The organism is Burkholderia sp. GW821-FHT14F03, assembly GCF_058803765.1.
The window spans coordinates 88192-107232 of record NZ_JBXAPG010000009.1; the positions used below are offsets into that span (position 1 = coordinate 88192).

General features: G+C 65.5%; 21 protein-coding genes. 6 read left to right on the forward strand and 15 right to left on the reverse strand.

Annotation, left to right across the window (positions count from 1 at the left end; all coding sequences use genetic code 11):
• The first annotated feature begins 264 nt into the window (after positions 1-264).
• Both AC1RQF_RS08510 and AC1RQF_RS08515 read left to right on the forward strand, forming a co-directional pair.
• The gene (locus tag AC1RQF_RS08510; RefSeq protein ID WP_273998152.1) at positions 265-966 is read left to right on the forward strand and encodes a helix-turn-helix domain-containing protein; all 702 of its coding nucleotides are present in this window, start codon (positions 265-267) and stop codon (positions 964-966) included.
• Between the two features lie 161 nt (positions 967-1127).
• Entirely contained in the window at positions 1128-1634 is a 507-nt protein-coding gene (locus tag AC1RQF_RS08515) for a GNAT family N-acetyltransferase (protein ID WP_492871769.1), read from the forward strand.
• Positions 1635-1760: 126 nt separating this feature from the next.
• On the opposite strand, the gene bla is transcribed toward AC1RQF_RS08515, so the two are convergent.
• From bla to AC1RQF_RS08545, 6 genes are all read right to left on the reverse strand, one after another.
• On the reverse strand, positions 1761-2639 hold the full coding sequence (gene bla / locus AC1RQF_RS08520) for a class A beta-lactamase (protein WP_492871770.1): 879 nt from the start codon (positions 2637-2639) through the stop codon (positions 1761-1763).
• Positions 2640-2700: 61 nt separating this feature from the next.
• Positions 2701-3222: a Rid family hydrolase gene (locus AC1RQF_RS08525; protein WP_492871772.1), complete on the reverse strand. Its 522-nt coding sequence runs from the start codon at positions 3220-3222 to the stop codon at positions 2701-2703.
• Positions 3223-3244: 22 nt separating this feature from the next.
• Complete coding sequence (locus AC1RQF_RS08530) at positions 3245-3598, reverse strand: hypothetical protein (RefSeq protein ID WP_492871774.1); 354 nt, start codon at positions 3596-3598, stop codon at positions 3245-3247.
• 598 nt (positions 3599-4196) lie between these two features.
• A complete protein-coding gene (locus AC1RQF_RS08535) occupies positions 4197-4595 on the reverse strand; it encodes a DUF488 domain-containing protein (RefSeq protein WP_273998145.1) in 399 nt (132 codons plus the stop codon).
• 105 nt (positions 4596-4700) lie between these two features.
• On the reverse strand, positions 4701-5903 hold the full coding sequence (locus tag AC1RQF_RS08540; RefSeq protein WP_492871775.1) for an amino acid aminotransferase: 1203 nt from the start codon (positions 5901-5903) through the stop codon (positions 4701-4703).
• Between the two features lie 38 nt (positions 5904-5941).
• Positions 5942-7330, reverse strand: coding sequence for an amino acid permease (locus tag AC1RQF_RS08545; protein ID WP_492871776.1), 1389 nt, complete (start codon positions 7328-7330; stop codon positions 5942-5944).
• 343 nt (positions 7331-7673) lie between these two features.
• Here AC1RQF_RS08545 and AC1RQF_RS08550 point away from each other — a divergent pair, with 343 nt between their 5' ends.
• A complete protein-coding gene (locus AC1RQF_RS08550; RefSeq protein WP_273998142.1) occupies positions 7674-8147 on the forward strand; it encodes an Lrp/AsnC family transcriptional regulator in 474 nt (157 codons plus the stop codon).
• A gap of 84 nt (positions 8148-8231) precedes the next feature.
• Here AC1RQF_RS08550 and AC1RQF_RS08555 read toward each other — a convergent pair whose 3' ends face one another.
• The 7 genes from AC1RQF_RS08555 to AC1RQF_RS08585 form a co-directional block, all read right to left on the reverse strand.
• Positions 8232-8528 carry a protease inhibitor I42 family protein gene (locus AC1RQF_RS08555; RefSeq protein WP_273998140.1) on the reverse strand — a complete coding sequence of 99 codons (297 nt, stop codon included), beginning with the start codon at positions 8526-8528 and terminating at the stop codon, positions 8232-8234.
• A 12-nt stretch (positions 8529-8540) separates the two neighbouring features.
• Complete coding sequence (locus AC1RQF_RS08560) at positions 8541-10244, reverse strand: C1 family peptidase (protein WP_273998139.1); 1704 nt, start codon at positions 10242-10244, stop codon at positions 8541-8543.
• Positions 10241-10459 (reverse strand): hypothetical protein, encoded by a 219-nt coding sequence (locus AC1RQF_RS08565; RefSeq protein WP_273998137.1) that lies wholly within the window; start codon positions 10457-10459, stop codon positions 10241-10243. Before AC1RQF_RS08565 ends, AC1RQF_RS08560 begins: the two co-directional genes overlap by 4 nt.
• A gap of 285 nt (positions 10460-10744) precedes the next feature.
• The gene (locus AC1RQF_RS08570; RefSeq protein ID WP_492871777.1) at positions 10745-11287 is read right to left on the reverse strand and encodes a hypothetical protein; all 543 of its coding nucleotides are present in this window, start codon (positions 11285-11287) and stop codon (positions 10745-10747) included.
• 32 nt (positions 11288-11319) lie between these two features.
• Positions 11320-11634: a hypothetical protein gene (locus AC1RQF_RS08575; RefSeq protein ID WP_492871778.1), complete on the reverse strand. Its 315-nt coding sequence runs from the start codon at positions 11632-11634 to the stop codon at positions 11320-11322.
• A 7-nt stretch (positions 11635-11641) separates the two neighbouring features.
• Positions 11642-11935 (reverse strand): hypothetical protein, encoded by a 294-nt coding sequence (locus tag AC1RQF_RS08580; protein ID WP_492871779.1) that lies wholly within the window; start codon positions 11933-11935, stop codon positions 11642-11644.
• Between the two features lie 126 nt (positions 11936-12061).
• The gene (locus tag AC1RQF_RS08585) at positions 12062-12187 is read right to left on the reverse strand and encodes a hypothetical protein (protein ID WP_492871780.1); all 126 of its coding nucleotides are present in this window, start codon (positions 12185-12187) and stop codon (positions 12062-12064) included.
• A gap of 522 nt (positions 12188-12709) precedes the next feature.
• Here AC1RQF_RS08585 and AC1RQF_RS08590 point away from each other — a divergent pair.
• The 3 genes from AC1RQF_RS08590 to AC1RQF_RS08600 all read left to right on the forward strand — a co-directional run bounded on the left by AC1RQF_RS08590 (position 12710) and on the right by AC1RQF_RS08600 (position 16936).
• Positions 12710-13420 (forward strand): lytic polysaccharide monooxygenase, encoded by a 711-nt coding sequence (locus AC1RQF_RS08590; protein WP_273998131.1) that lies wholly within the window; start codon positions 12710-12712, stop codon positions 13418-13420.
• Positions 13421-13707: 287 nt separating this feature from the next.
• Positions 13708-15399: a phospholipase C gene (locus tag AC1RQF_RS08595; protein WP_492871782.1), complete on the forward strand. Its 1692-nt coding sequence runs from the start codon at positions 13708-13710 to the stop codon at positions 15397-15399.
• A 115-nt stretch (positions 15400-15514) separates the two neighbouring features.
• Positions 15515-16936: a cytochrome-c peroxidase gene (locus AC1RQF_RS08600; protein WP_273998129.1), complete on the forward strand. Its 1422-nt coding sequence runs from the start codon at positions 15515-15517 to the stop codon at positions 16934-16936.
• Positions 16937-16951: 15 nt separating this feature from the next.
• Here AC1RQF_RS08600 and AC1RQF_RS08605 read toward each other — a convergent pair whose 3' ends face one another.
• Positions 16952-17203: a hypothetical protein gene (locus tag AC1RQF_RS08605; RefSeq protein WP_273998126.1), complete on the reverse strand. Its 252-nt coding sequence runs from the start codon at positions 17201-17203 to the stop codon at positions 16952-16954.
• 291 nt (positions 17204-17494) lie between these two features.
• Entirely contained in the window at positions 17495-18817 is a 1323-nt protein-coding gene (locus AC1RQF_RS08610; RefSeq protein WP_492871783.1) for a TIGR00366 family protein, read from the reverse strand.
• Positions 18818-19041 lie beyond the last annotated feature (224 nt).

The window sequence follows — 19041 nt, forward strand, 5'->3', positions numbered from 1 at the left end:
GCCCGGGAATGACGAAAAAGTTACAGTCGCCCCGAATTTACGTCAAGCTAAAATTTTAGTGAGACTAAAATCTCACGCGATGTGACAATTCACAACCGGGCGGTTCCCTGTCCATCGGACTGACGATCAAAAAAACAGGCGCGGTACAATGCACGGGCATTGCCGTCGGGACGACTTCGCTGGATAGAGTCAGACGGATGCGCGAGCGCGCGGGGGACGCGCCCGCATCGGCACGTCAGCCAACTGTCGCCTCGTGGGAGATTCATGGATTCGGACATCATGCATATCGGCGGACGCATTCGCCGCCTGCGCCGCGAGCTGAAAAAGACGCTGCTGCAAGTCGCCACCGAGGCCAACCTGTCGGTCGGCTTCCTGTCCCAGGTCGAGCGGAACCTGACGGGCATTTCCATCTCGTCGCTCGTCAACGTCGCGAAGGCGTTGAACACGCCGCTCGGCACGCTGCTCGACCAGCCGCGCCAGGATCAGCCGGACTCTCATCAGGGCAGCCGGGAATCGTACGCGATCCGCGCGACGCAGCAGTGCTACGAACGCCTGTCGACGAGCTTCACGGGCAGCCAGCTCAATGCCGTCAAGGTGCAGATGAAGGAAGGCTATTGCTCGGAATGGGTCGCGCACAGCGGCGACGAGTTCGTGTTCATCCTGTCCGGTGAAGTGCGCTATACGATCGGACGCAAGGAGTATCGGCTCGGTCCCGGCGATTCCCTGCATTTCGACGCGCACCAGCGCCACCGTCTCGCCAATCTCGGCGACGGGCCGGCCGAGCTGATCGCGGTGGGCACGTTGCCGCTGTTCGACGACGACCGTCCGGAGTTTCCCTCGCTGCCGCAGGAGCCGCCCCCAACCGAGGCCGCGCGCCCTGCCCGCACGAAGCAGACGCGCGCCGCCGCGGCCGGCATGACGACGGCGACGTTGCGCGCGGGCAAAGGGAAAAAAGCGCGTTCGTGAAGCGCGTAGCGCTGTCGCGTCCGGCCTGATTGGATCAGGCTGGAATGCGGCCGACAACGCGTCGGCCCACGCATCGGCAACGCAGCGCGTCGTTTTCGGCGCACGCGCCCGGGCATGAGCCGGTCACGCAACATCATTCGGTCAATCTTCGGAAAGCCTTCATGTCCATCGAGACGCTCGCCGTCACCATCCGCCCGGCCACGGAAGAAGACTGGGCCGCCCTGAAGTCGATCCGCCTCGACGCGCTGCGCGACAGCCCCGCCGCGTTCGGCCTCAGCTATGCGATCGCGTCCGCGTACAGCGAGCAGCAATGGCGCGACCGCGCATCGAGCAAGACCCCGCCCGAATTCCTGCTGGCGATCCGCCAAGGGCAGGCCGTGGGCCTGATCGGCGACAGCGTCGGCGCATCGAACGAATACCACCTGATCGCGATGTGGGTGCGCCCCGAATGCCGCGGCGCAGGCATCGCGGACCGACTCGTCGGCGCGATCAAGGCGCGCGCGGTGGCGCGCGGATATCGGCGGGTCGTGCTGAGCGTCGCGCCGGACAACGCGTCGGCCGTCGCGCTCTATCAGCGGCAAGGCTTCAGGTTCCTGCCGGAATGGGAGCCGCTCGCGAGCCAACCCGGCGTCAGCGTTCAGAAGATGGAATGGCGGGACGATCATTGACGGCCCCGGCGCGGCACCCATCGCGCACGACGCATGCGTTTTCCCGCCGCCTTGATCGAGGCGGCCGCCTGGCCTCGACAAGACGATTCGGCACTGCCTCCGAACCGCCTTGACGCCCTCGATCCGTCAGGACAAGGCGAAACTTCGCGCCCATCGCCCGACATCCGCGATGGCGGCGTCCTGCTGTTTCGATTCGACTTTGGCCTCGGCAAGGTACGCGACGACGACGATCGGTTGGCCCGTCGGCGACCAATACACACCGACGTCACCCGCGGCGCCCGTGCCGGCATTTCCGCTTCCCGTCTTATCGGCAAGGCGCCATCCGTCGGGCATTCCGGAACGGAACCGCGCGCCGCTGTATTTCGTCGCGGCCATCCATCGCGTCAACTGTTCCCGGGATGCCGGACTGAGCCCGTCTCCCAGCAGCAATCGACTCAGATTGGCCGCCATCGCAGACGGCGTGGTCGTGTCTCGGATATCGCCGGGCAATGCCTCATTCAGGGAAGGCTCCCCTCGATCGAGGCGCGTATCGGGATCGCCGATCGAGCGCACGTACCCGTTCCACCCAGCGATCCCGCCCAGTTTGTCGAGCAGCAACTGCGTGGCGGTATTGTCACTTTCGGTGATGGCCGCCTCGCACAGATCGCCGATCGTCATGCCCTGCCCGTCGGCGTGCCGCCGCGTGACCGGAGACCAATCCATCAGGCTCGCCTTGGAAAACGACACGCGACGATTCAGGCTGAGTCGCTCACCGTCCACATGGTGGAGTACGTGCGCGGCGACGAGCCACTTGAAGGTGCTGCAAAGCGGGAATCGCTCGTGCGCCCTGTGGCCGAATGCCTGGCCGGCACCCGTCTTCAGGATAGACACGCCGAGCCGCCCACCCGAGTCTTTCTCGAGCGCGGCCATGGCCGCCTCGAGATCGACTGACTCGAATGCGGCGGCGAGTCGCGGCAACCCACCGAGCATGCCGCTACCCATGATGAGGAATGTTCTTCTGTTCATGTGAAAGTATCAAATCGAAATGCCTCGTGATCGAATGAAAGCACTCGATCCGCCGGCGCAATCAGGTATTCGCGTCCGTTCGAGAGGGCTTGACGCGCGCGGCGACAACGTCGATTTCCACCCGCCAGCCCGGATTCGGCAGGCCGGCGATCTGGACCAGAGTGCGCGCGGGAAGATTGGGCTGCGCCCCGGTACCGAAAAACCGCACGTATGCTTCCATGAAACCCCGCGTGTCCATCCTGCCGTCGCTTGCCGGGTCCCCAACCAAGTAGACCTGCATTTTGACGACGTCGCCAAGCCCCAGCCCGAGCTCGCCCAGCGATCGCTCAATCGCCTTGAAGATCCCCTCCGCCTGCTGCCGGGTGCTTTCGCCGTAGGCCCGTATGTCGTCCGTCCGATATTCGGCATGCTGCACCGGCGGCGTCTTGCCGGAGAGGTAGACAAGCGAGGCAGTCGCCGGAATCTCGACGGCAGCCGCAACGGGAACGGTCGAATTGGCGACGCGATAGCGGATCACGTCATCGGCGGCCTGGGTCGCGCACGACGCCATCGCGAGCATCGCAAAGAGCATCGGAATTTTCATCATCGTTCTCCTGCCGGACATTTCACTTGATCAAATCAAGCATCAGCAATCCGGCCCGTTGCGATTGCGCGACCAGCGAATCGACATCGAGCGTTTCCTGTGGCGAATGCTCACTGCTGCCATTCGCGCCGATCCCGACGAGCGCCGTCGAGATATATGACGCGACATAGGAAATATCGCCGCCACCGCGCAGTTCCGCCGGCAGCAAACTGATTTTTTCGTATCCCAATCGCTGGCTGACCAGATTGTATTTCTCGAACAACTCGCGACTCTCCTCGGTTGAGTTCATTGAAGGCAGGGCCTCCTCGAATGGAAAAACAAAACCAGCTTCAATGAACCAACGCCAATGCACCTTCTTCGCACGCCCATCCTCCATTCACACACTTGAACGCCCTTCCAACCCCCGGCCACCCGCCTCATCATCCATTCGGACAGCTATATTTTCACCAAGGCCAAAGCGCCGGAGCCATGGACAGGCAAATAGGAACTCGTCATGGGTCGGTCTAAAGCAAGGCAGCACCTTCGCCCTGCTGCTGCCGGGGTGGCAGCCTACGCCGTCGAACCTGATCCGATCCGATCGCCCGTTGAGCGCGAAATCGGCGCTTCGTACAGGTGGAAGGCAACTCGAGAGATTTTCCAAACCTTCGGACCAGGCATCGCAGGCAGCGCCAGAAATTTCTTTTTTTAAGTATCCGGAAATTTCATTTTTCTTACAATCAACGATATCTTGGCGCAGCCTATAGAAAAACTATGGACGAGGCGTTTCGTGGGTTGCAGCCTGTCGCCACGCGCCCTTGCGCGCCGATGCGCCGATGCGCCGATGCATCCACGCCACCAAGCCTCCCTTATCCGAACGACAGGCGACCGGAACCCGGACATTTTTTCAATCCGGACAGACGCATCCTTGAGTGCGTCACATGCATCGGAACCGGCATCGTTCAAATTCGCGCGCCCCGCTCCAGTCGCGATCGGATTCAGCCCGGCTCGCCGCGGATCACCGCCCCGCGCTCGGCCAGCAGTTGCCGCAATACGCCGCGATGGCAGCGCGCCTCATCCTCGCAATAACATCCGATCGCGAAATGCGTGCTCGCCGACAGCGCCGCGAGCGTGTCCAACACCTTCTCCGCATCGCCGTGGCCCATCTCCGCGCGAAACTTGCGGACGAACACGCGCCACTGCACATCAGTGGTCGCGGCCTGCGCCTCGGCCACCAGCTCCGCACTCGGAGACAGTGTCGGTAGCCACACGTCGTAATAGTCCCGCGACGCGAACTCCGCCCTCGGCACCCCGCGCGGCGGCCGGCGCACCGTGCCGATGCGCACGCCCTCATCCGCGCCGCGCGGCGCGCCAAGCCTGACGATGCTGATGCTCATCACCCCTCCCGGTCTTCATCCTGCACGACGCGCCATGTGACGCCCCAAAGCAAAACGGCGAGGCTGCGCCTCGCCGTTTTCCGCTTTCAGCGCATGCTGCGCGCCTCAGACACCGCTTGCCAGCACCGCGCCGATCGCCTCCGACACAATCCCGACATTCGACTCGTTCAAGCCCGCGACGCACATCCGCCCCGAGCGCAGCACATATACGCCGTGGTCGTTGCGCAGGCTCTCGACCTGCGTCTCGGTCAGCCCGGTATAGGTGAACATCCCGCGCTGCTTCACGTAGCGCGCGAGCGCCTCGCCCTGCACGTGCGTCCGCAGGCCGTCGTGAATCGCGCTGCGCATCTTCGCGATGCGCCGGCACATCGCGGCCAGCTCCTCTTCCCACTGCGCGCGCAGCGCGGGCGTCGTCAGCACCTTCGCGACGACCTTCGCGCCATGCGTTGGCGGATTGCTGTAGTTCGCGCGCACCGCGCTCGCCAGTTGGCCCAGCACGCGCTCGGCCGCCGTGGCGTCCTCGCAGATCACGCTCAGGCCGCCGCAGCGCTCGCCATACAGCGAGAAGTTCTTCGAGAACGAATTCGCGATGAACGCCGGCATGCCGCGACGCGCGATCTCGCGCACCGCGAACGCGTCGTCGTCGAGGCCCGCGCCGAACCCCTGGTACGCCATGTCAACGAACGGCAGCAGTTCGCGCGCCTGCAGCACGTCGATCAGCTTCAGCCATTGCGCCTCGTCGAGATCGACGCCCGTCGGGTTATGGCAGCACGCGTGCAGCAGCACGACGCTGCGCTTGGGCAGCGTGTCGATCGCCGCCAGCATCGCGTCGAAGCGCAGGCCGCCCGTGGCCTCGTCGTAGTACGGATAGGTGTTCACCGTGAAGCCCGCGCGCTCGAAGATGAAGCGGTGGTTCTCCCAGCTCGGATCGCTGATCCACACCTGCGCATCCGGGAAGTAACGCCGGATGAAGTCCGCGCCGACCTTCAGCGCGCCCGAGCCGCCGAGCGTCTGCAGCGTCGCGATGCGGCCTTCGCGGCGCGCGTCGCTGGTTTCGCCGAACACCAGCGACTGGATGGCCGCGCGATACGCGGCCATCCCCGTCATCGGCAGGTACGGCGTCGGGCCCGGCTCCGCGCCGAGCGCGGCCTCGGCTTCGCGCACGGCGCCCATCACGGGGATCCGGCCGGCGTCGTCGAAGTAGATGCCGATGCTCAGATTCACCTTGCGGGTGCGCGGATCCTTCTGGAAATTCTCATTCAGCGTAAGGATCGGATCGCCCGGATACGCATCGATATGTTCAAACATGGCGGTTTCTGACTGATGGAAAATTCGAGGAAGCCTGCTCAACGCGCCGAGGCGCCGCTCCGTTGCGCATCATAACCCACGTTTTTTTGGCGAAACCGGTAGCCCACGCCGAGCACCGCGAGCCACACCGGGATCAGGTACACGGACAGCCGCAGATCCGGCGTCAGGTACATCACGACCAGGATGCCGGCCATGAACACGAGGCACAGGTAATTCGTCAGCGGATAGCCGAGGCTCTTGAACACGGTGTCCTCGCCGAGCGCGCGCTTGGCCTGGCGGAACTTCAGGTGGATCAGGCTGATCATCGCCCAGTTGATGATGATCGCCGACACGACGAGCCCCATCAGCAGCTCGAATGCCTTGCCCGGCATGAAGTAGTTGATCACCACGCACAGCGCGGTGGCGAGCGCCGACGCGCCGAGCGCGACGAGCGGAATCCCGCGGCGGTTCACCTTGAGCAGCGCGCGCGGCGCGTTGCCCTGCTGCGCGAGGCCGTACAGCATCCGGCTGTTGCAATACACGCCGCTGTTGTACACCGACAGCGCTGCCGTCAGCACGACGAGGTTCAGCACGTTCGCGACGAGGTTGCTGCTGAGCGCGTGGAAGATCAGCACGAACGGGCTGCCGCCCGACACCACCTTCTCCCACGGATACAGCGACAGCAGCACGCCCAATGCGCCGATGTAAAAAATCAGGATGCGGTAGATCACCTGGTTGGTCGCGCGCGGGATACTGTGGCGCGGATCGTCGGCCTCGGCCGCGGTGATGCCGACCAGCTCCAGGCCGCCGAACGAGAACATGATCACCGCCATCGACATCACGAGGCCGCTCACGCCGTTCGGGAAGAATCCGCCGTGCCGCCACAGGTTCGCGACGCCGGCCTCGGGCCCGGCCTGGCCGGTGAACAGCAGGAAAGCGCCGAACACGATCATGCCGATGATCGCGACCACCTTGATGATCGAAAACCAGAACTCGGTCTCGCCGTACGACTTCACGCTCGCGAGGTTGATCGCGTTGATGACGACGAAGAACACCAGCGCCGACATCCAGGTCGGCACGCCCGGCCACCAGTACTGCACGTAGATGCCGACGGCCGACAGTTCGGCCATGCTGACGAGGATGTACAGCACCCAGTAGTTCCAGCCCGACAGGAAGCCGGTGAAGTGCCCGCAATACTTGTTCGCGAAGTAGCTGAACGAGCCGGCCACCGGCTCGTCGACCACCATCTCGCCCAGCTGCCGCATGATGAAGAACGCGACGATGCCGGCCACGCCGTAACCGAGCAGCACCGACGGGCCGGCCATCTTGATGGTCTGGGCGATGCCGAGGAAGAGCCCCGTGCCGATCGCACCGCCCAGCGCGATCAGCTGGATGTGGCGATTCTTCAGCCCGCGCTTGAGGCCGTCCTTGTTGTGATTCGAACCCATGTCTTCTCCACACGCTCCGCCTTGCTCGAAAGCGGCGCGCCTTCGGGCGGGCTCGCGAGGAGCCGCTCCGGGCGCTGTTTTACTGTTACCGGCAGCCATGCGTGGTCCCTACGCGCGGCGCCGAATCGGGGATTGCAATCTTCATGCAGCGAGCCTCATCGTCCGTCCAGCGGGCTGACCGCCCCCGCGTCCGTCGCGCCTCGGCGCACCGATTTCTTGATCCAGCACAAAAATCGGCGCTCAGTTTAGCGCTGACACGATGAAATGGGGTTTCGTACGCCCTTCATGCAAACCCTACATTATGAGATAAGATTGCATCCAGGAGACGTCTGAGGAAATAAAAATGCAGGAACCTGTTCTCGACCGCATCGATCGACACTTGCTGGGCATCCTGCAGGAGCACGGCCGCACCAGCAATCTCGAACTGGCGAAGGCGGTCGGCCTGTCGCCCGCGCAAACCCTGCGGCGCCATCGCCGGCTGGAGGAAATCGGCGCGATCCGCCGCTACGAAACGCGCCTCGACCCCGACACGCTCGGCTTCGGCGTGACCGCGTTCGTGCAGGTGACGATGGAGCGCGGCCATATCCGCGACCTCTCGAAGTTCCAGACGCTCGTGGCCGAACTCGCGCAGATCCAGGAGTGTTTCTCGGTGACGGGCGACATCGACTACGTGCTGAAGGTGGTCGCGGAGGACCTGAAGGGATTGTCGACGTTCCTGCTCGACACGCTGATGCGTATTCCCGGCGTGAGCGGAGTGCAGTCGAGCGTGTGCCTCGACGAGATCAAGTGCACGAGCGCGATGCCGATCCGGGCCTGAGGGCGGCGCGGCCGCGCAGGGTCGCGCGCGCGGATCGGGCCCACCTTCGGGCCGCCCCGCGCAAGCGACGCCCGAGCGCAATGCTCACGCGACGTGCACCTCGATCTCATGCGACGCCCGCGGCGCGGCGTGCGGTTCGAACGCGCGCCCCTGGACGCAGCGGACGATCGTCCTGCCGGCCGCGAGGCCGGTGATCTCGAACCGTTCGTCGACGCTGCGGCTGCCCGGCGCGCCGGGCGCGGCCGCCGGCTCCGCCGCCGCGCGCTCGACGCGCACGACGCCGGGGTCATCGACGGACACCGTCCATCGATAACCCGCGGCGCCGAGCCCTTGAAGCACGACGACACGGCGCTCCTGCACGTTCAGTTCAAGCTGCTCCATGCGACTCCGCCGTCAATGCACGGACCCGAACACCGGGCCCGCGTGCCACCCGCCTCCGTCGCGCCAGAAATGCTGCAATGAGCCGTTGGACAGTTCCGCGACCAGCTCCAGGTTGAACGGGAAGCTCGACTCGATCAGCCCCAGCACCGCCGTCACCGTCTGACCGGCGACGTTCGTCCCGAACGTCGCGCTCTGGCTCCACTCGGCGCTCGTGCCGGGCTGCGGATTGCCGGGCGTCCACCAGTGCTGGATCTGCCCTTTCACGGCCACGCACAGTTCATAGTTGCCGGGGACGGTTTCCTCGCTCGCGCCATACTGCGAGCGGATCATCACAGGCGGGCTCGCGACGTCGGCGCCGAAGGTCTCGCACGCGACCCAGCCCTTGTTGTTCGGGTCGTCGCGCCACCAGCGCTGCATCTTGTTGCCCGCCGCCACGCAGACGAGGTCAAGCCCCGCCGGCGTGCCGATGGTCATGCCGCCGCCCGCGGCCCAGCGCTGCGTGAGCGTCGCGCCGCTCAACAGGATACCGCTGCCGAAGGTCGCTTTCGATGCCCACTGGCCGTTGTTGTCCGCATTGTCGCGCCACCAGTTCTCCAACTCGCCCGTCGCGCGCCGCACCACGACCTCGAAATTGCCGGGGCCGCTGCTGTTGACCTGGATGAAGCCCGGCACGCCCGCGGCGTCTTTCGGGCCGAAGATGCCGCCGTCGACCCACGCGCCGGACAACTGATTGAAGAAACAATGGCGCAACTGCTTCGAGGTGCTCAGATAGACGCCCTCGAAATTGCGGAAGTAGGTCGATCCGAGGAAGCTCGGCACACCCGCGCAATCGTAGCCGCTCGTGTTGAAGTTCGGCGCGAGCGACACCTTGGGCAGCGTCTCCGCCAGCGTCCAGGCCTGCGTCTGGCCGTTGCGGTAGTAATGGCGAATCGCGTTCTCCGGGCCCGGCCCCCACACTTCGAAATTGCGATGCAGGTTGCCGTCGCCGCTCTCGTACATGTTGCCGTTGTGCAGCCGGCGCTTCGACCACGGATCGGGATTCGTCGCGGAACCGAGAATGCCGCAGCACGAGTAATACTCGAGCCCATGCTCACCCTGGCCGTAGCCGAACCAGCCGTAGCCGCCGGTTCCCCATGAGGTCCCCCAGCTGTTGCGGATCAGCCAGGCCTGCTTCGCATCGTCATAGCCGACGATGACGATGCAATGCCCGTCGCTCGGCAGATTCTGCGGGTTCTTGTAGATATAGACTTCGTTGTTCTGGCACGCGCCGTCGAACTCCGGATAGCACGCGAAGCAGGCCGTGATCGGGCCGTTGGTGTCGATCCAGGTCTTCATGTCGGCCGCGCCGCCCAGCGTCACGTAGCCGTCGAGCTTGCAGGTGCGGCCGAGCCGGTCGGCGCTCGGCTCCGCCACGCTGCTCGTTTGTTCATAGGGCCAGCAGCCGGGGTCCGCGACGCCGTTGGTCTTGATCCAGTCGAGCACGCCGTTGGGCGAGCCGCCGGCGCATTTCGAATGCGCGCCGAAGAAGAGCGAGACCGCATCGCCCACGTCGCCTTCCGAACGCGGGCACCAGACGCCGTGCTCGATCCTCAGCATCGCCTCGAAAGCGCCCACCGCCGAGAAGATGTAGCAGGACCCGCAGCCGCCCTGGTCCTTGATGTTCGTGAGCCAGGGCCAGCCCCAGCGATTGCGCCAGTCCACCGAGCTTGAGCTCATTTGATGTCTCCTTTCTCGGCAAGCGGCGGGAGAACCACTTCGCGCAATTCGGCCGGCAGCGTCTCGGCCTTGAGAAAGCCTTGCTGGATTCTCAGCTGGCGCAGCATGGGATTGGAGCTATCCACGCCGAGAATCGCGGACAGATCGACTTTCGCGATGTCCGCTGCCTTGGGCACTTGCGAAAGATCGCAACCTCTGGGATATCGGGTAGCCATAACGTCTCCTTGTTCATGGGTTCCTCGTTCGAACGAAAACGCCGTGGCGGCTCGTTGCGCATCGTGTCGGCGGCACGCGGACCATGCGTTTTTTCGACATGCCCCCAGCATCGCGGGCATATCCCCACGGAGTCTAATTGTTTCGCAATCCCAATATAGAGGGTGTAATTGAACTCGGCGGAATATTTATCGATCGTTTTTCGGGGGCGGGCGATGCATTGAAAACGGCCCGGCGCGCACCGTCGTGACGCGCGACTGTCATGCGGCAGTCATGCGGACGTCGCGTCACTTCCAGTCCCGAACCGCGTCCCGCACCTGTATCAAGGCCTTCGTGCGGCCCGCTGCGTTCGGTCCCGCCTCTTCCAGATCGCGATTGACGATGCGATCGAATACCTCGGGAAACGCGCTGCGCAAATAGGCAAGCTGGTTCAGCACACCCGTCACCTGATCGCGCACCAGCGATTCGTAAGTCGTTCGATCGATGTCGTGCGGCAGCAGCAACACCGGCGTCGGCTCGACGAGCGAGCCGTTGACGACGTTCTTGCGCATCAGGTCGGCGCGCGGGAAGTAGGCGTCGCCCGCGCAATAGGTGATCGTGTAGGTCGGATTCGATCGCGCGATACGCAAGCGGAACATGCCGCTTTCAGCCTGCGATTTCGCGGCGTCGAGCGGCGTGTCGCCATAGGTCGGGCATCCCTTGCCGAGCGGATCGCCCGATTTCAGCCCGGGCCACGCCGTGACGTCCGCCGCGACCGGCCGCCCGGTGCGAAACTCGACAACCCGCCCAGGGTGATCCAGGACGCCGTCCGCGTGAGCGAACCCGACCATGCCGCTCCATGCCAATGCGGCCGCGGCCAATGTCACACCCGCTTCAAGAACACGCCTGCGCATATGCATAATGCGACTCCCACGAAACCGATCAAGCCGAGGTATAAGGACATCGCCGCGACGGACAGCCTATTCACGGCATCCGGTTCATTGCGCACGACGACGCTCACGCGCTGCATGTCGAGCGGCCGGTCGCAGATCACGCTGAGCCCCTGCGGCGCCGCGAAGCGCTGAATCTCGATCATGGGCGTCGCCCTGTCCCAATCAATCTGCACGGCCTGAGTCGGGGCCGCGGGATCCTCATCGAGCATCCGGCACGACGGATCGAGCGGAGACGGCAGCAGCACGCGCAGATCATGCGCGCGGCGCGCGGCGCGCGGCGCGCAATTGGAAGCCCCGGGCGTCCGTGGCGGCGTCGAAGCGGATCGTGTCCGAGGCGAACCAGCAGCAGGCCGCGATGCCCGCCGCGATCCAGATCAGGATGACCGCCGCCCATCGTCTACCGCCCCGCGCGATCATGAGTGCGCATATCGACGACACCAGCATCGCGATGCAGTACAAACCGATCGGCTTCACCACCGGATAATCCGGTTTGATCGGCAAGGTTGCGGTCGCAACGGCAATCACCGCCGACAGCAGGGCAACCACCATACTGATCCGTTCGGATTTCGTCATGTCTCGCCAATCCACCGGAAAGATTGAATCCGCGCCAGCCGCATGTGGAACGCGCCGTCGCACGTGACGTCGCCAATCCTGGTCGCTCTTCAATATAGGTCAACCAAGAGGCGAGAAAATCGCGATGGAAACGACGTGCGATGCGGTGACCACGTCGCGCAAGTCGAGAAGGCGGATCAGGGCATCGCGTTGCTTCGTTCGCCGCAGCGATTCGAAGCGGCCCATCACGGCAGCGGCGCGCGCTCGCGGTTCATCGACGAGGCATCGCGATCGGGTTGGCAGGCACATCGGCACGTGGTCGCATGCCGCGATCACGTGCGCCCCGCGCAAGACACGCACTCGCGGCCCCCTACGGCCCGCGCTTTCAGCTTGCCCCGCGTCGCGTCGCCTCGATAAGGAAATGAAAGCGTCGAGTTTTGCATATCCGACAATTCCCCAACACTACCAATTCTAGGTAGCTGCCTCCGCCATCCCATCCAGGCTAAGCTTGGCGCGTGCAATCAAGCTGCACGGGCGCTTGCCGCGCGCCGCCCCGGCGCCGTCGCCCGCTTTACGATTGCATGACCCGATCCGGATTCCGACAGGCGAGCCGTCAGGCGCATCGTCGCGCGCCGGCGCGGCTGCGCGCCGGAACCGGGCAAACCGATCCCGCCACCCGGGATACCTGCGACGCGCCGCGACGACCCGTGCCGGGCTCGCCGCGCGCAGCGCCGCCTCACGTCACTTCACTTGATCCGAGGGGGTTACATGAAGCAGTTGATCCGACGTCCGCTCACTTCCGCCGCCGTGCGCACGCTGGCCGGCGCGCTGCTGGTCGGCTTCGCCGCCGCCGCCGGCGCGCACGGCCGCATCACCGATCCGCCGTCGCGCATCGTGCTGTGCACGCTGGGCCAGAACCCGAACTGCGATATCGACGCATGGCAGGCCAACGCGATGGAGAACGGCAAGTTCTTCCCCGCGACCCAGGGCGGCCTGACCGACCCGTTCGCGCCGGCCGATGCGAAGAACGCACCGCCGCCGCCCGACGGCGACATCGCGGGGGCAAGCACGGGCGGCAGCGTCACGGTGCTCGACGAACAGTCGCCCGATCGCTGGACCAAGGTGCCGCTGCGCTCCGGCGCGGTGCAGAGCTTCAAGTGGGAATTCAGCGCCGTGCACAAGACCCGCCGCTGGAACTACTTCATCACCCGCGCGAACTGGGATCCGACGCAGAAGCTCACGCGCGCGCAGTTCGAAGCCACGCCGTTCTGCACGATCCAGAATCCGGGCCAGCCGTACTGGGATCCGAACGCCAACCTGGTCCCGCAGCAACCGACCATTCACCAATGCCAGTTGCCGGTGCGCACGGGTTATCAGGTGATCCTCGCGGTCTGGGAAGTCGCCGACACCGCGATGGGCTTCTATCAGGTGATCGACGCGTACTTCACCAACGACAGCACGACGCGCCGTCCGTTCTGACGCCGCCGCGCCGCGACCTTCATGCCGCACTGGTCGCGGCGCGCGCCCCCGCCCGCCCGCGTTGTAATTACATCGACAATTCGCAGTAACGCCCGCGAAAGCCTTCCGACTCCATAACTTCATACCTAACTGTTTCAATGCTGCTGCTTCGAAGCCGGACCCGGGCGAACCACGCGCGACCGGCCTCGATGCGACATCCGAAACGTATTCGGTTCATGCCGTCCCACAAGAGCTGTCCCATACGGGGAAGTCAATAAACGGACGGCTTTCCAATGGAGTCCCACAAGATGCTTCGTCGAGCTTTGATCGCCACGGCGTGTGCCGGTTCGGCCATCGCCCTCTACGCCTGTGGCGGTACCGACAGTTCGTCGCCCGCCGCGTCGTCGACCACTCCGGTCGTGTCGTCGCAGGATGCGCTCAAGACCACCACGCCCATCAAGCACCTGGTCGTGATCTATGGCGAGAACGTATCGTTCGACCACTACTTCGGCACCTATCCGAACGCGACCAACCCGTCGGGCGAGCCGACCTTCAACGCCGCATCGGGCACGCCGACCGTCAACGGCCTCACGGCCGCGCTGCTGAACACGAATCCGAACGCGGCCAACAGCGCGAACGGCGCGGGCGCCGCCAATCCGTTCCGCCTCGACCGCACGCAGGCCGCGACGGCCGACCAGAACCACGCGTACACGGCCGAACAGCAGGCCTACGACAACGGCCTCGCCGACCTGTTCCCGAAATACACGGGCTCGGGTTCGAGCGGCGGCGCGGGCGCGTTCGGCACCACCGGCCAGGTGATGGGCTACTTCGACGGCAACACGGTCACCGCGCTGTGGAACTACGCGCAGCGCTTCGCGATGAGCGACAACGCCTATACCTCGACCTACGGTCCGTCGACGCCGGGCGCGCTCAACGTGATTTCCGGCCAGACCAACGGCATGCAGATCGTCAAGACCTCGAAGGCCGTGTCGACGCTCGCGAAAAGCTCGTACTACATCAACGACGGCCAGTCCGGCTACACGATGATCAACGACGTCGACCCGGGCTACGACGTGTGCTCGAGCACGACCGATCAGGCGATGATGTCCGGCAAGAACATCGGCGACCTGCTGAACGCGCAGGGCGTCACGTGGGGCGGCTTCATGGGCGGCTTCAACCTGTCGACGACGAACGGCAACGGCACGACGGGCTGCAAGCGCAGCACGATCGCCACCGCCGTCAACGCCTCGACCGCCGACTACATCCCGCACCACAACTGGTTCCAGTACTACGCATCGACGTCCAATCCGCAGCACACGCGCCCCAGCTCGCTCGCGGCGGTCGGGTCGAGCGTGCAGAGCGACGGCAAGACGGCCGAGCCGGCGAACCACCAGTACGACACGGATGACTTCTTCGCCGCGGTGAAGGCCGGCAACTTCCCGTCGGTGAGCTTCCTGAAGGCCCCGGCCGCCCAGGACGCGCACGCCGGCTACTCGGACCCGCTCGACGAGCAGGCCTTCGTCACCAAGGTGATCAACTTCCTGCAGCAGCAGCCGGACTGGCAGAACACCGCCGTGATCGTCACCTACGACGACTCGGACGGCTGGTACGACCACGCCTACGCTTCGCCGACGCGCGCCTCGTTCGACGCGATCGACCAACTGAACGGCAACGCCCAGTGCGGCTCCGGCACCGCGACGACGGGCGTCGGCGGCGCGACGGTCAACGGCCGCTGCGGCCCGGGCACGCGCATTCCGTTCGTCGTCATCTCGCCGTGGGCGAAGCAGAACTACGTGAGCCACACGCTGATCGACCAGGCCTCGGTGGTCCGCTTCATCGAGGACAACTGGCTGAACAGCACGCGCATCGGCGGCGGTTCGTTCGATGCGACGGCGGGCGATCTGCGCGATCTGCTCAACCTGAGCGGCAGCGCGAACAGCAACACGCTGTATCTGGATCCGACGCTCGGCACGGCCGTGGCCACGCCGCCGTCGATCTGACCTGAGCGAAACGGGCGGCCTTTCGCCCGTTCGAACGGCCGGCGCCTGGCGCCGGCCTTTTGCCTATCTGGCGCCACGGCGCCAGCCCGACATTTCGCCACGAGACCGCTTCAGCATGACCGAGTTTTCCGCTTCCCGTCCGGCCGCCGGCCCGTCGTCCGACTCCCCTCCCAAGCGTGCGCGCCGCCCGCTGCGCATCGTCGCGTGGCTCGTCGCGGCCGTCGCGCTCGGCGGCGCGGCCCTCGCCGCCGCGTTCCCGGCCGCGCTGCCCGCGCCGGCCGCCGAATTCGTCGCCGACCTGACGGGCGCGAACCCGCACCCGGTGGTGCTGCAACGCCCCGCCGCCGCGCCGCTCAGCGCGGTCGCGCAACTCGGCAAGACGCTGTTCTTCGATCCGACGCTGTCCGCATCGGGCCGCCAGTCGTGCGCGTCGTGCCACAGCCCCGCGCATGCGTACGGCCCGCCGAACGATCTCGAAGTGCAACTCGGCGGCAGCGCGCTGTCGCAGCCCGGCTATCGCCCGCCGCCCTCGCTGACCTACCTGTATCGCCAGCCGAACTTCAGCATCGGCCCGGATACGTCGGAGAACGACGACGCGGCCAGCGTCGCGCAACTCGCCGCCTCGTCGGCCGACGTCGTGAAGGCGCAGAAGACGGCGGGAGTCGCCGCCGCGCCGCAGATGGTGCCGCAAGGCGGGATGTTCTGGGACGGCCGCGCGGACACGCTCCAGCAGCAGGCATTCGGGCCGCTGCTGAATCCGGTCGAGATGGCCAACCCTGACATCGACACCGTCGCGCGCAAGCTCGCGCGGGCGCCCTACGCGCACCAGTTCACGCAGTTGTTCGGCGCGCGCATCTTCAACGATGCGCGGCTCACCGTATCGGAGGCGATGTTCGCGATCGCGCGCTATCAGGTCGAGGACCCGTCGTTTCATCCCTACAGCAGCAAGTACGACCACTGGCTCGAAGGCCGCGCGCGGCTCACGCGGGCGGAACTGCGCGGCCTGCGGCTGTTCAACGACCCGAGCAAGGCCAACTGCGCGGGCTGCCACCTGTCGAAGCCGAGCGCCGACGGCCTGCCGCCGATGTTCACCGACTACCAGTACGAGGCGCTCGGCGTGCCGCGCAATCGCGCGCTCGCGCAGAACCACAACCCGGCGTTCTACGATCTCGGCATCTGCGGCCCGTTCCGCCAGGACCTCAAGGACCAGACCCAGTACTGCGCGATGTTCCTCACGCCGACGCTGCGCAACGCGGCCACGCGCCACGTGTTCTTCCACAATGGCGTGTACCACACGCTCGATCAGGTGATGGACTTCTACAATGCGCGCAACACCGATCCCGGCAAGTTCTATCCACGTGGACCGGATGGCAAGATCCTCAAGTACGACGACATTCCCGCGCAGTATCAGGCGAACGTCGACGTGACCGACGCGCCGTTCGATCGCAGGTTCGGCGATCAGCCGGCGATGTCGAAGCAGGACATCCAGGACATCATCGCGTTCCTGAAAACGCTCACCGACGAACCGGCACGCTGAACGCGGACGCGGCGTTCAGCACGACGCGACGAAGCGCGCGAGCGCGGCGTCGCGGATCTCGAACACGTCGAACAGGCCGAGCGCGCGCAGCGCCGGCAGGAGTTCGGCGAGGTCGCGCGCCGCCTCCTCGCGCGCGGCCGCCGTGCCGGCGGGATCGCCCCAGACGCGCGCGCTGGCCAGGAACGCGCCGACACTGCCCTTGCGGACCGTGACGCCGTCGAGCGTCACGTGGTTCACCGCGTCGGGCAACAGGACTTCAGCTTTCATGGATGACTCCGGAGAAGAAGGAGTCGTCACGATAGAGGGCGCGCGCGGGCGCGGCTCCGCTTTCACGGCCAATCGATACGTCATCCGCGCCATATCCCATTCAGCCATTCAGCCCGTCAACTCACGTATGCGACGCCCGTTCGGTTCCGGATGACGGCGCGCTTTCATTTTCGGTTAGCCACTTTGGAAGATCCGTCCGGGAATCGCGAAGATTGGTCTTTATCTGTCGTGAATCGTACGGCGCTGTACAAGGATGCGCGGCCGGCAACCACCGGCCGCGCACCGCCCCGCTCAGAACAGGTACATGCCGGCAACGAACACGATGCCGGAGAACAGCAGCGTCGTCACGCAATACCCCATGATGTCGCGCACCCCGAGGCCCGCGATCGCGAGCGCCGGCAGCGCCCAGAACGGCTGCGCCATGTTGGTCCAGGCCTCGCCGTAGGCGATCGCCATCGCCGCCTTGCCGAGGTCCGCGCCGAGCGCCTGCGCGGCCGGCATGATGAACGGCCCCTGCACGACCCAGTGGCCGCCGCCCGACGGCACCGCGAAATTGATCACGGCCGAGCTGAGAAACGCGAGCAGCGGGAAGGTGTGGACGTTGGCGACGTCGACGAACCAGTTGGTGATCACGCCGGCCAGCCCGGAATGATCCATCAGCGCCTGGATGCCCGCATAGAACGGGAACTGGATCATGATGCCGGACGCGCCGCGCGCCGCGCCGGCCACCGCGCGCGCATAGGCCATCGGCGTCTTGTGCAGCAGGATGCCGGCCGCGAGGAACGCGAGGTTGACGGTATCGATGTCGAGCGCGAAGCCCTTCTGCGCGAAACGCACGCCGAGAAAGCCGAAGCACAGCAGCGCGACGAACGCGGACAGCAGCCGGCTTTCCTCCATCCGTTCCGCGAGCGTCGCGTCCGGGCCGAGCTTGCGCTCGACGCTCGGCGGATCCTCGAGCAGCTTCGGATCGACCGTCACGACGGCGTCCGGTTTCGGCATCATCAGGCGCGCGAGGAACGGCAGCATGACGATCAGGCCGATCGTGATGAACGCGTTATAGCCGGTGAAGATCGTATCGGACACCGGGATCAGGCCGATCGTCTTTTCCATCGGATTGCCCTTGGTCGCCGCCACGAGCGGAATCGATCCGGACAAGCCGCCGTGCCAGCTCAGGAAGCCCATGTAGGCGGACGCGACCAGCAGGCGGTAGTCCGTGCCCGGCACGCGGCGCGCCACCTCGCGCGCGAGCATCGCGCCGAGCACGAGGCCGAAGCCCCAGTTGATCGCGCACGCGAGCGCCGCGACGAACGCGACCAGCATCACGCCCTGGCCCGGCGAGCGCGCGGCGCTCGCGAGCGCGACCAGCACGCGCTTGACGGGCCCCGAGCTGGCCAGCGCGTGGCCCGTGACGAGGATCATCACCATCTGCATCGAGAAGGCGAGCAGGTTCCAGAACCCGGAACCCCACAGCAGCACCAGTTGCGCGGGCGTCTTCGGCGTGAGGCCGAACGCGAGCGCGAAAGTCGCGATCGTGAGCAGCACCGCGAAAATCAAGGGGTCGGGCAGCACGCGGTGCACGACCTGGGTGAAAAAGCTCGAAATGCGTTGAATCAACTGTCGTCTCCTCTTCTCTCGTCTGTCTATGGGTTCGCGGTCGCGGCAGTGCGCGGGAACCCGGCGGATTCTTGCATAAAACCACCTGAATTGCTGCGGAGAGAGGCCGCGCCGAAGGTGGTCGGGCACCTTGCAAACGATGCGGCGGCCTGCCTGCAATCGCATCGAATCGGTTGCGATCACAACGTATCGTGGACCGGCCGTGGTTGCGCGAACGCGGCGCG

What these genes read in the sequence shown, in the direction of transcription:
- AC1RQF_RS08510 (WP_273998152.1), top strand. Translation starts at nt 265, where the DNA reads ATGGATTCGGACATCATGCATATCGGCGGACGCATTCGCCGCCTGCGC.
- AC1RQF_RS08515 (WP_492871769.1), top strand. Translation starts at nt 1,128, where the DNA reads ATGTCCATCGAGACGCTCGCCGTCACCATCCGCCCGGCCACGGAAGAA.
- bla (WP_492871770.1), bottom strand. Translation starts at nt 2,639, where the DNA reads ATGAACAGAAGAACATTCCTCATCATGGGTAGCGGCATGCTCGGTGGG.
- AC1RQF_RS08525 (WP_492871772.1), bottom strand. Translation starts at nt 3,222, where the DNA reads ATGAAAATTCCGATGCTCTTTGCGATGCTCGCGATGGCGTCGTGCGCG.
- AC1RQF_RS08530 (WP_492871774.1), bottom strand. Translation starts at nt 3,598, where the DNA reads ATGGAGGATGGGCGTGCGAAGAAGGTGCATTGGCGTTGGTTCATTGAA.
- AC1RQF_RS08535 (WP_273998145.1), bottom strand. Translation starts at nt 4,595, where the DNA reads ATGAGCATCAGCATCGTCAGGCTTGGCGCGCCGCGCGGCGCGGATGAG.
- AC1RQF_RS08540 (WP_492871775.1), bottom strand. Translation starts at nt 5,903, where the DNA reads ATGTTTGAACATATCGATGCGTATCCGGGCGATCCGATCCTTACGCTG.
- AC1RQF_RS08545 (WP_492871776.1), bottom strand. Translation starts at nt 7,330, where the DNA reads ATGGGTTCGAATCACAACAAGGACGGCCTCAAGCGCGGGCTGAAGAAT.
- AC1RQF_RS08550 (WP_273998142.1), top strand. Translation starts at nt 7,674, where the DNA reads ATGCAGGAACCTGTTCTCGACCGCATCGATCGACACTTGCTGGGCATC.
- AC1RQF_RS08555 (WP_273998140.1), bottom strand. Translation starts at nt 8,528, where the DNA reads ATGGAGCAGCTTGAACTGAACGTGCAGGAGCGCCGTGTCGTCGTGCTT.
- AC1RQF_RS08560 (WP_273998139.1), bottom strand. Translation starts at nt 10,244, where the DNA reads ATGAGCTCAAGCTCGGTGGACTGGCGCAATCGCTGGGGCTGGCCCTGG.
- AC1RQF_RS08565 (WP_273998137.1), bottom strand. Translation starts at nt 10,459, where the DNA reads ATGGCTACCCGATATCCCAGAGGTTGCGATCTTTCGCAAGTGCCCAAG.
- AC1RQF_RS08570 (WP_492871777.1), bottom strand. Translation starts at nt 11,287, where the DNA reads ATGGTCGGGTTCGCTCACGCGGACGGCGTCCTGGATCACCCTGGGCGG.
- AC1RQF_RS08585 (WP_492871780.1), bottom strand. Translation starts at nt 12,187, where the DNA reads ATGGGCCGCTTCGAATCGCTGCGGCGAACGAAGCAACGCGATGCCCTG.
- AC1RQF_RS08590 (WP_273998131.1), top strand. Translation starts at nt 12,710, where the DNA reads ATGAAGCAGTTGATCCGACGTCCGCTCACTTCCGCCGCCGTGCGCACG.
- AC1RQF_RS08595 (WP_492871782.1), top strand. Translation starts at nt 13,708, where the DNA reads ATGCTTCGTCGAGCTTTGATCGCCACGGCGTGTGCCGGTTCGGCCATC.
- AC1RQF_RS08600 (WP_273998129.1), top strand. Translation starts at nt 15,515, where the DNA reads ATGACCGAGTTTTCCGCTTCCCGTCCGGCCGCCGGCCCGTCGTCCGAC.
- AC1RQF_RS08605 (WP_273998126.1), bottom strand. Translation starts at nt 17,203, where the DNA reads ATGAAAGCTGAAGTCCTGTTGCCCGACGCGGTGAACCACGTGACGCTC.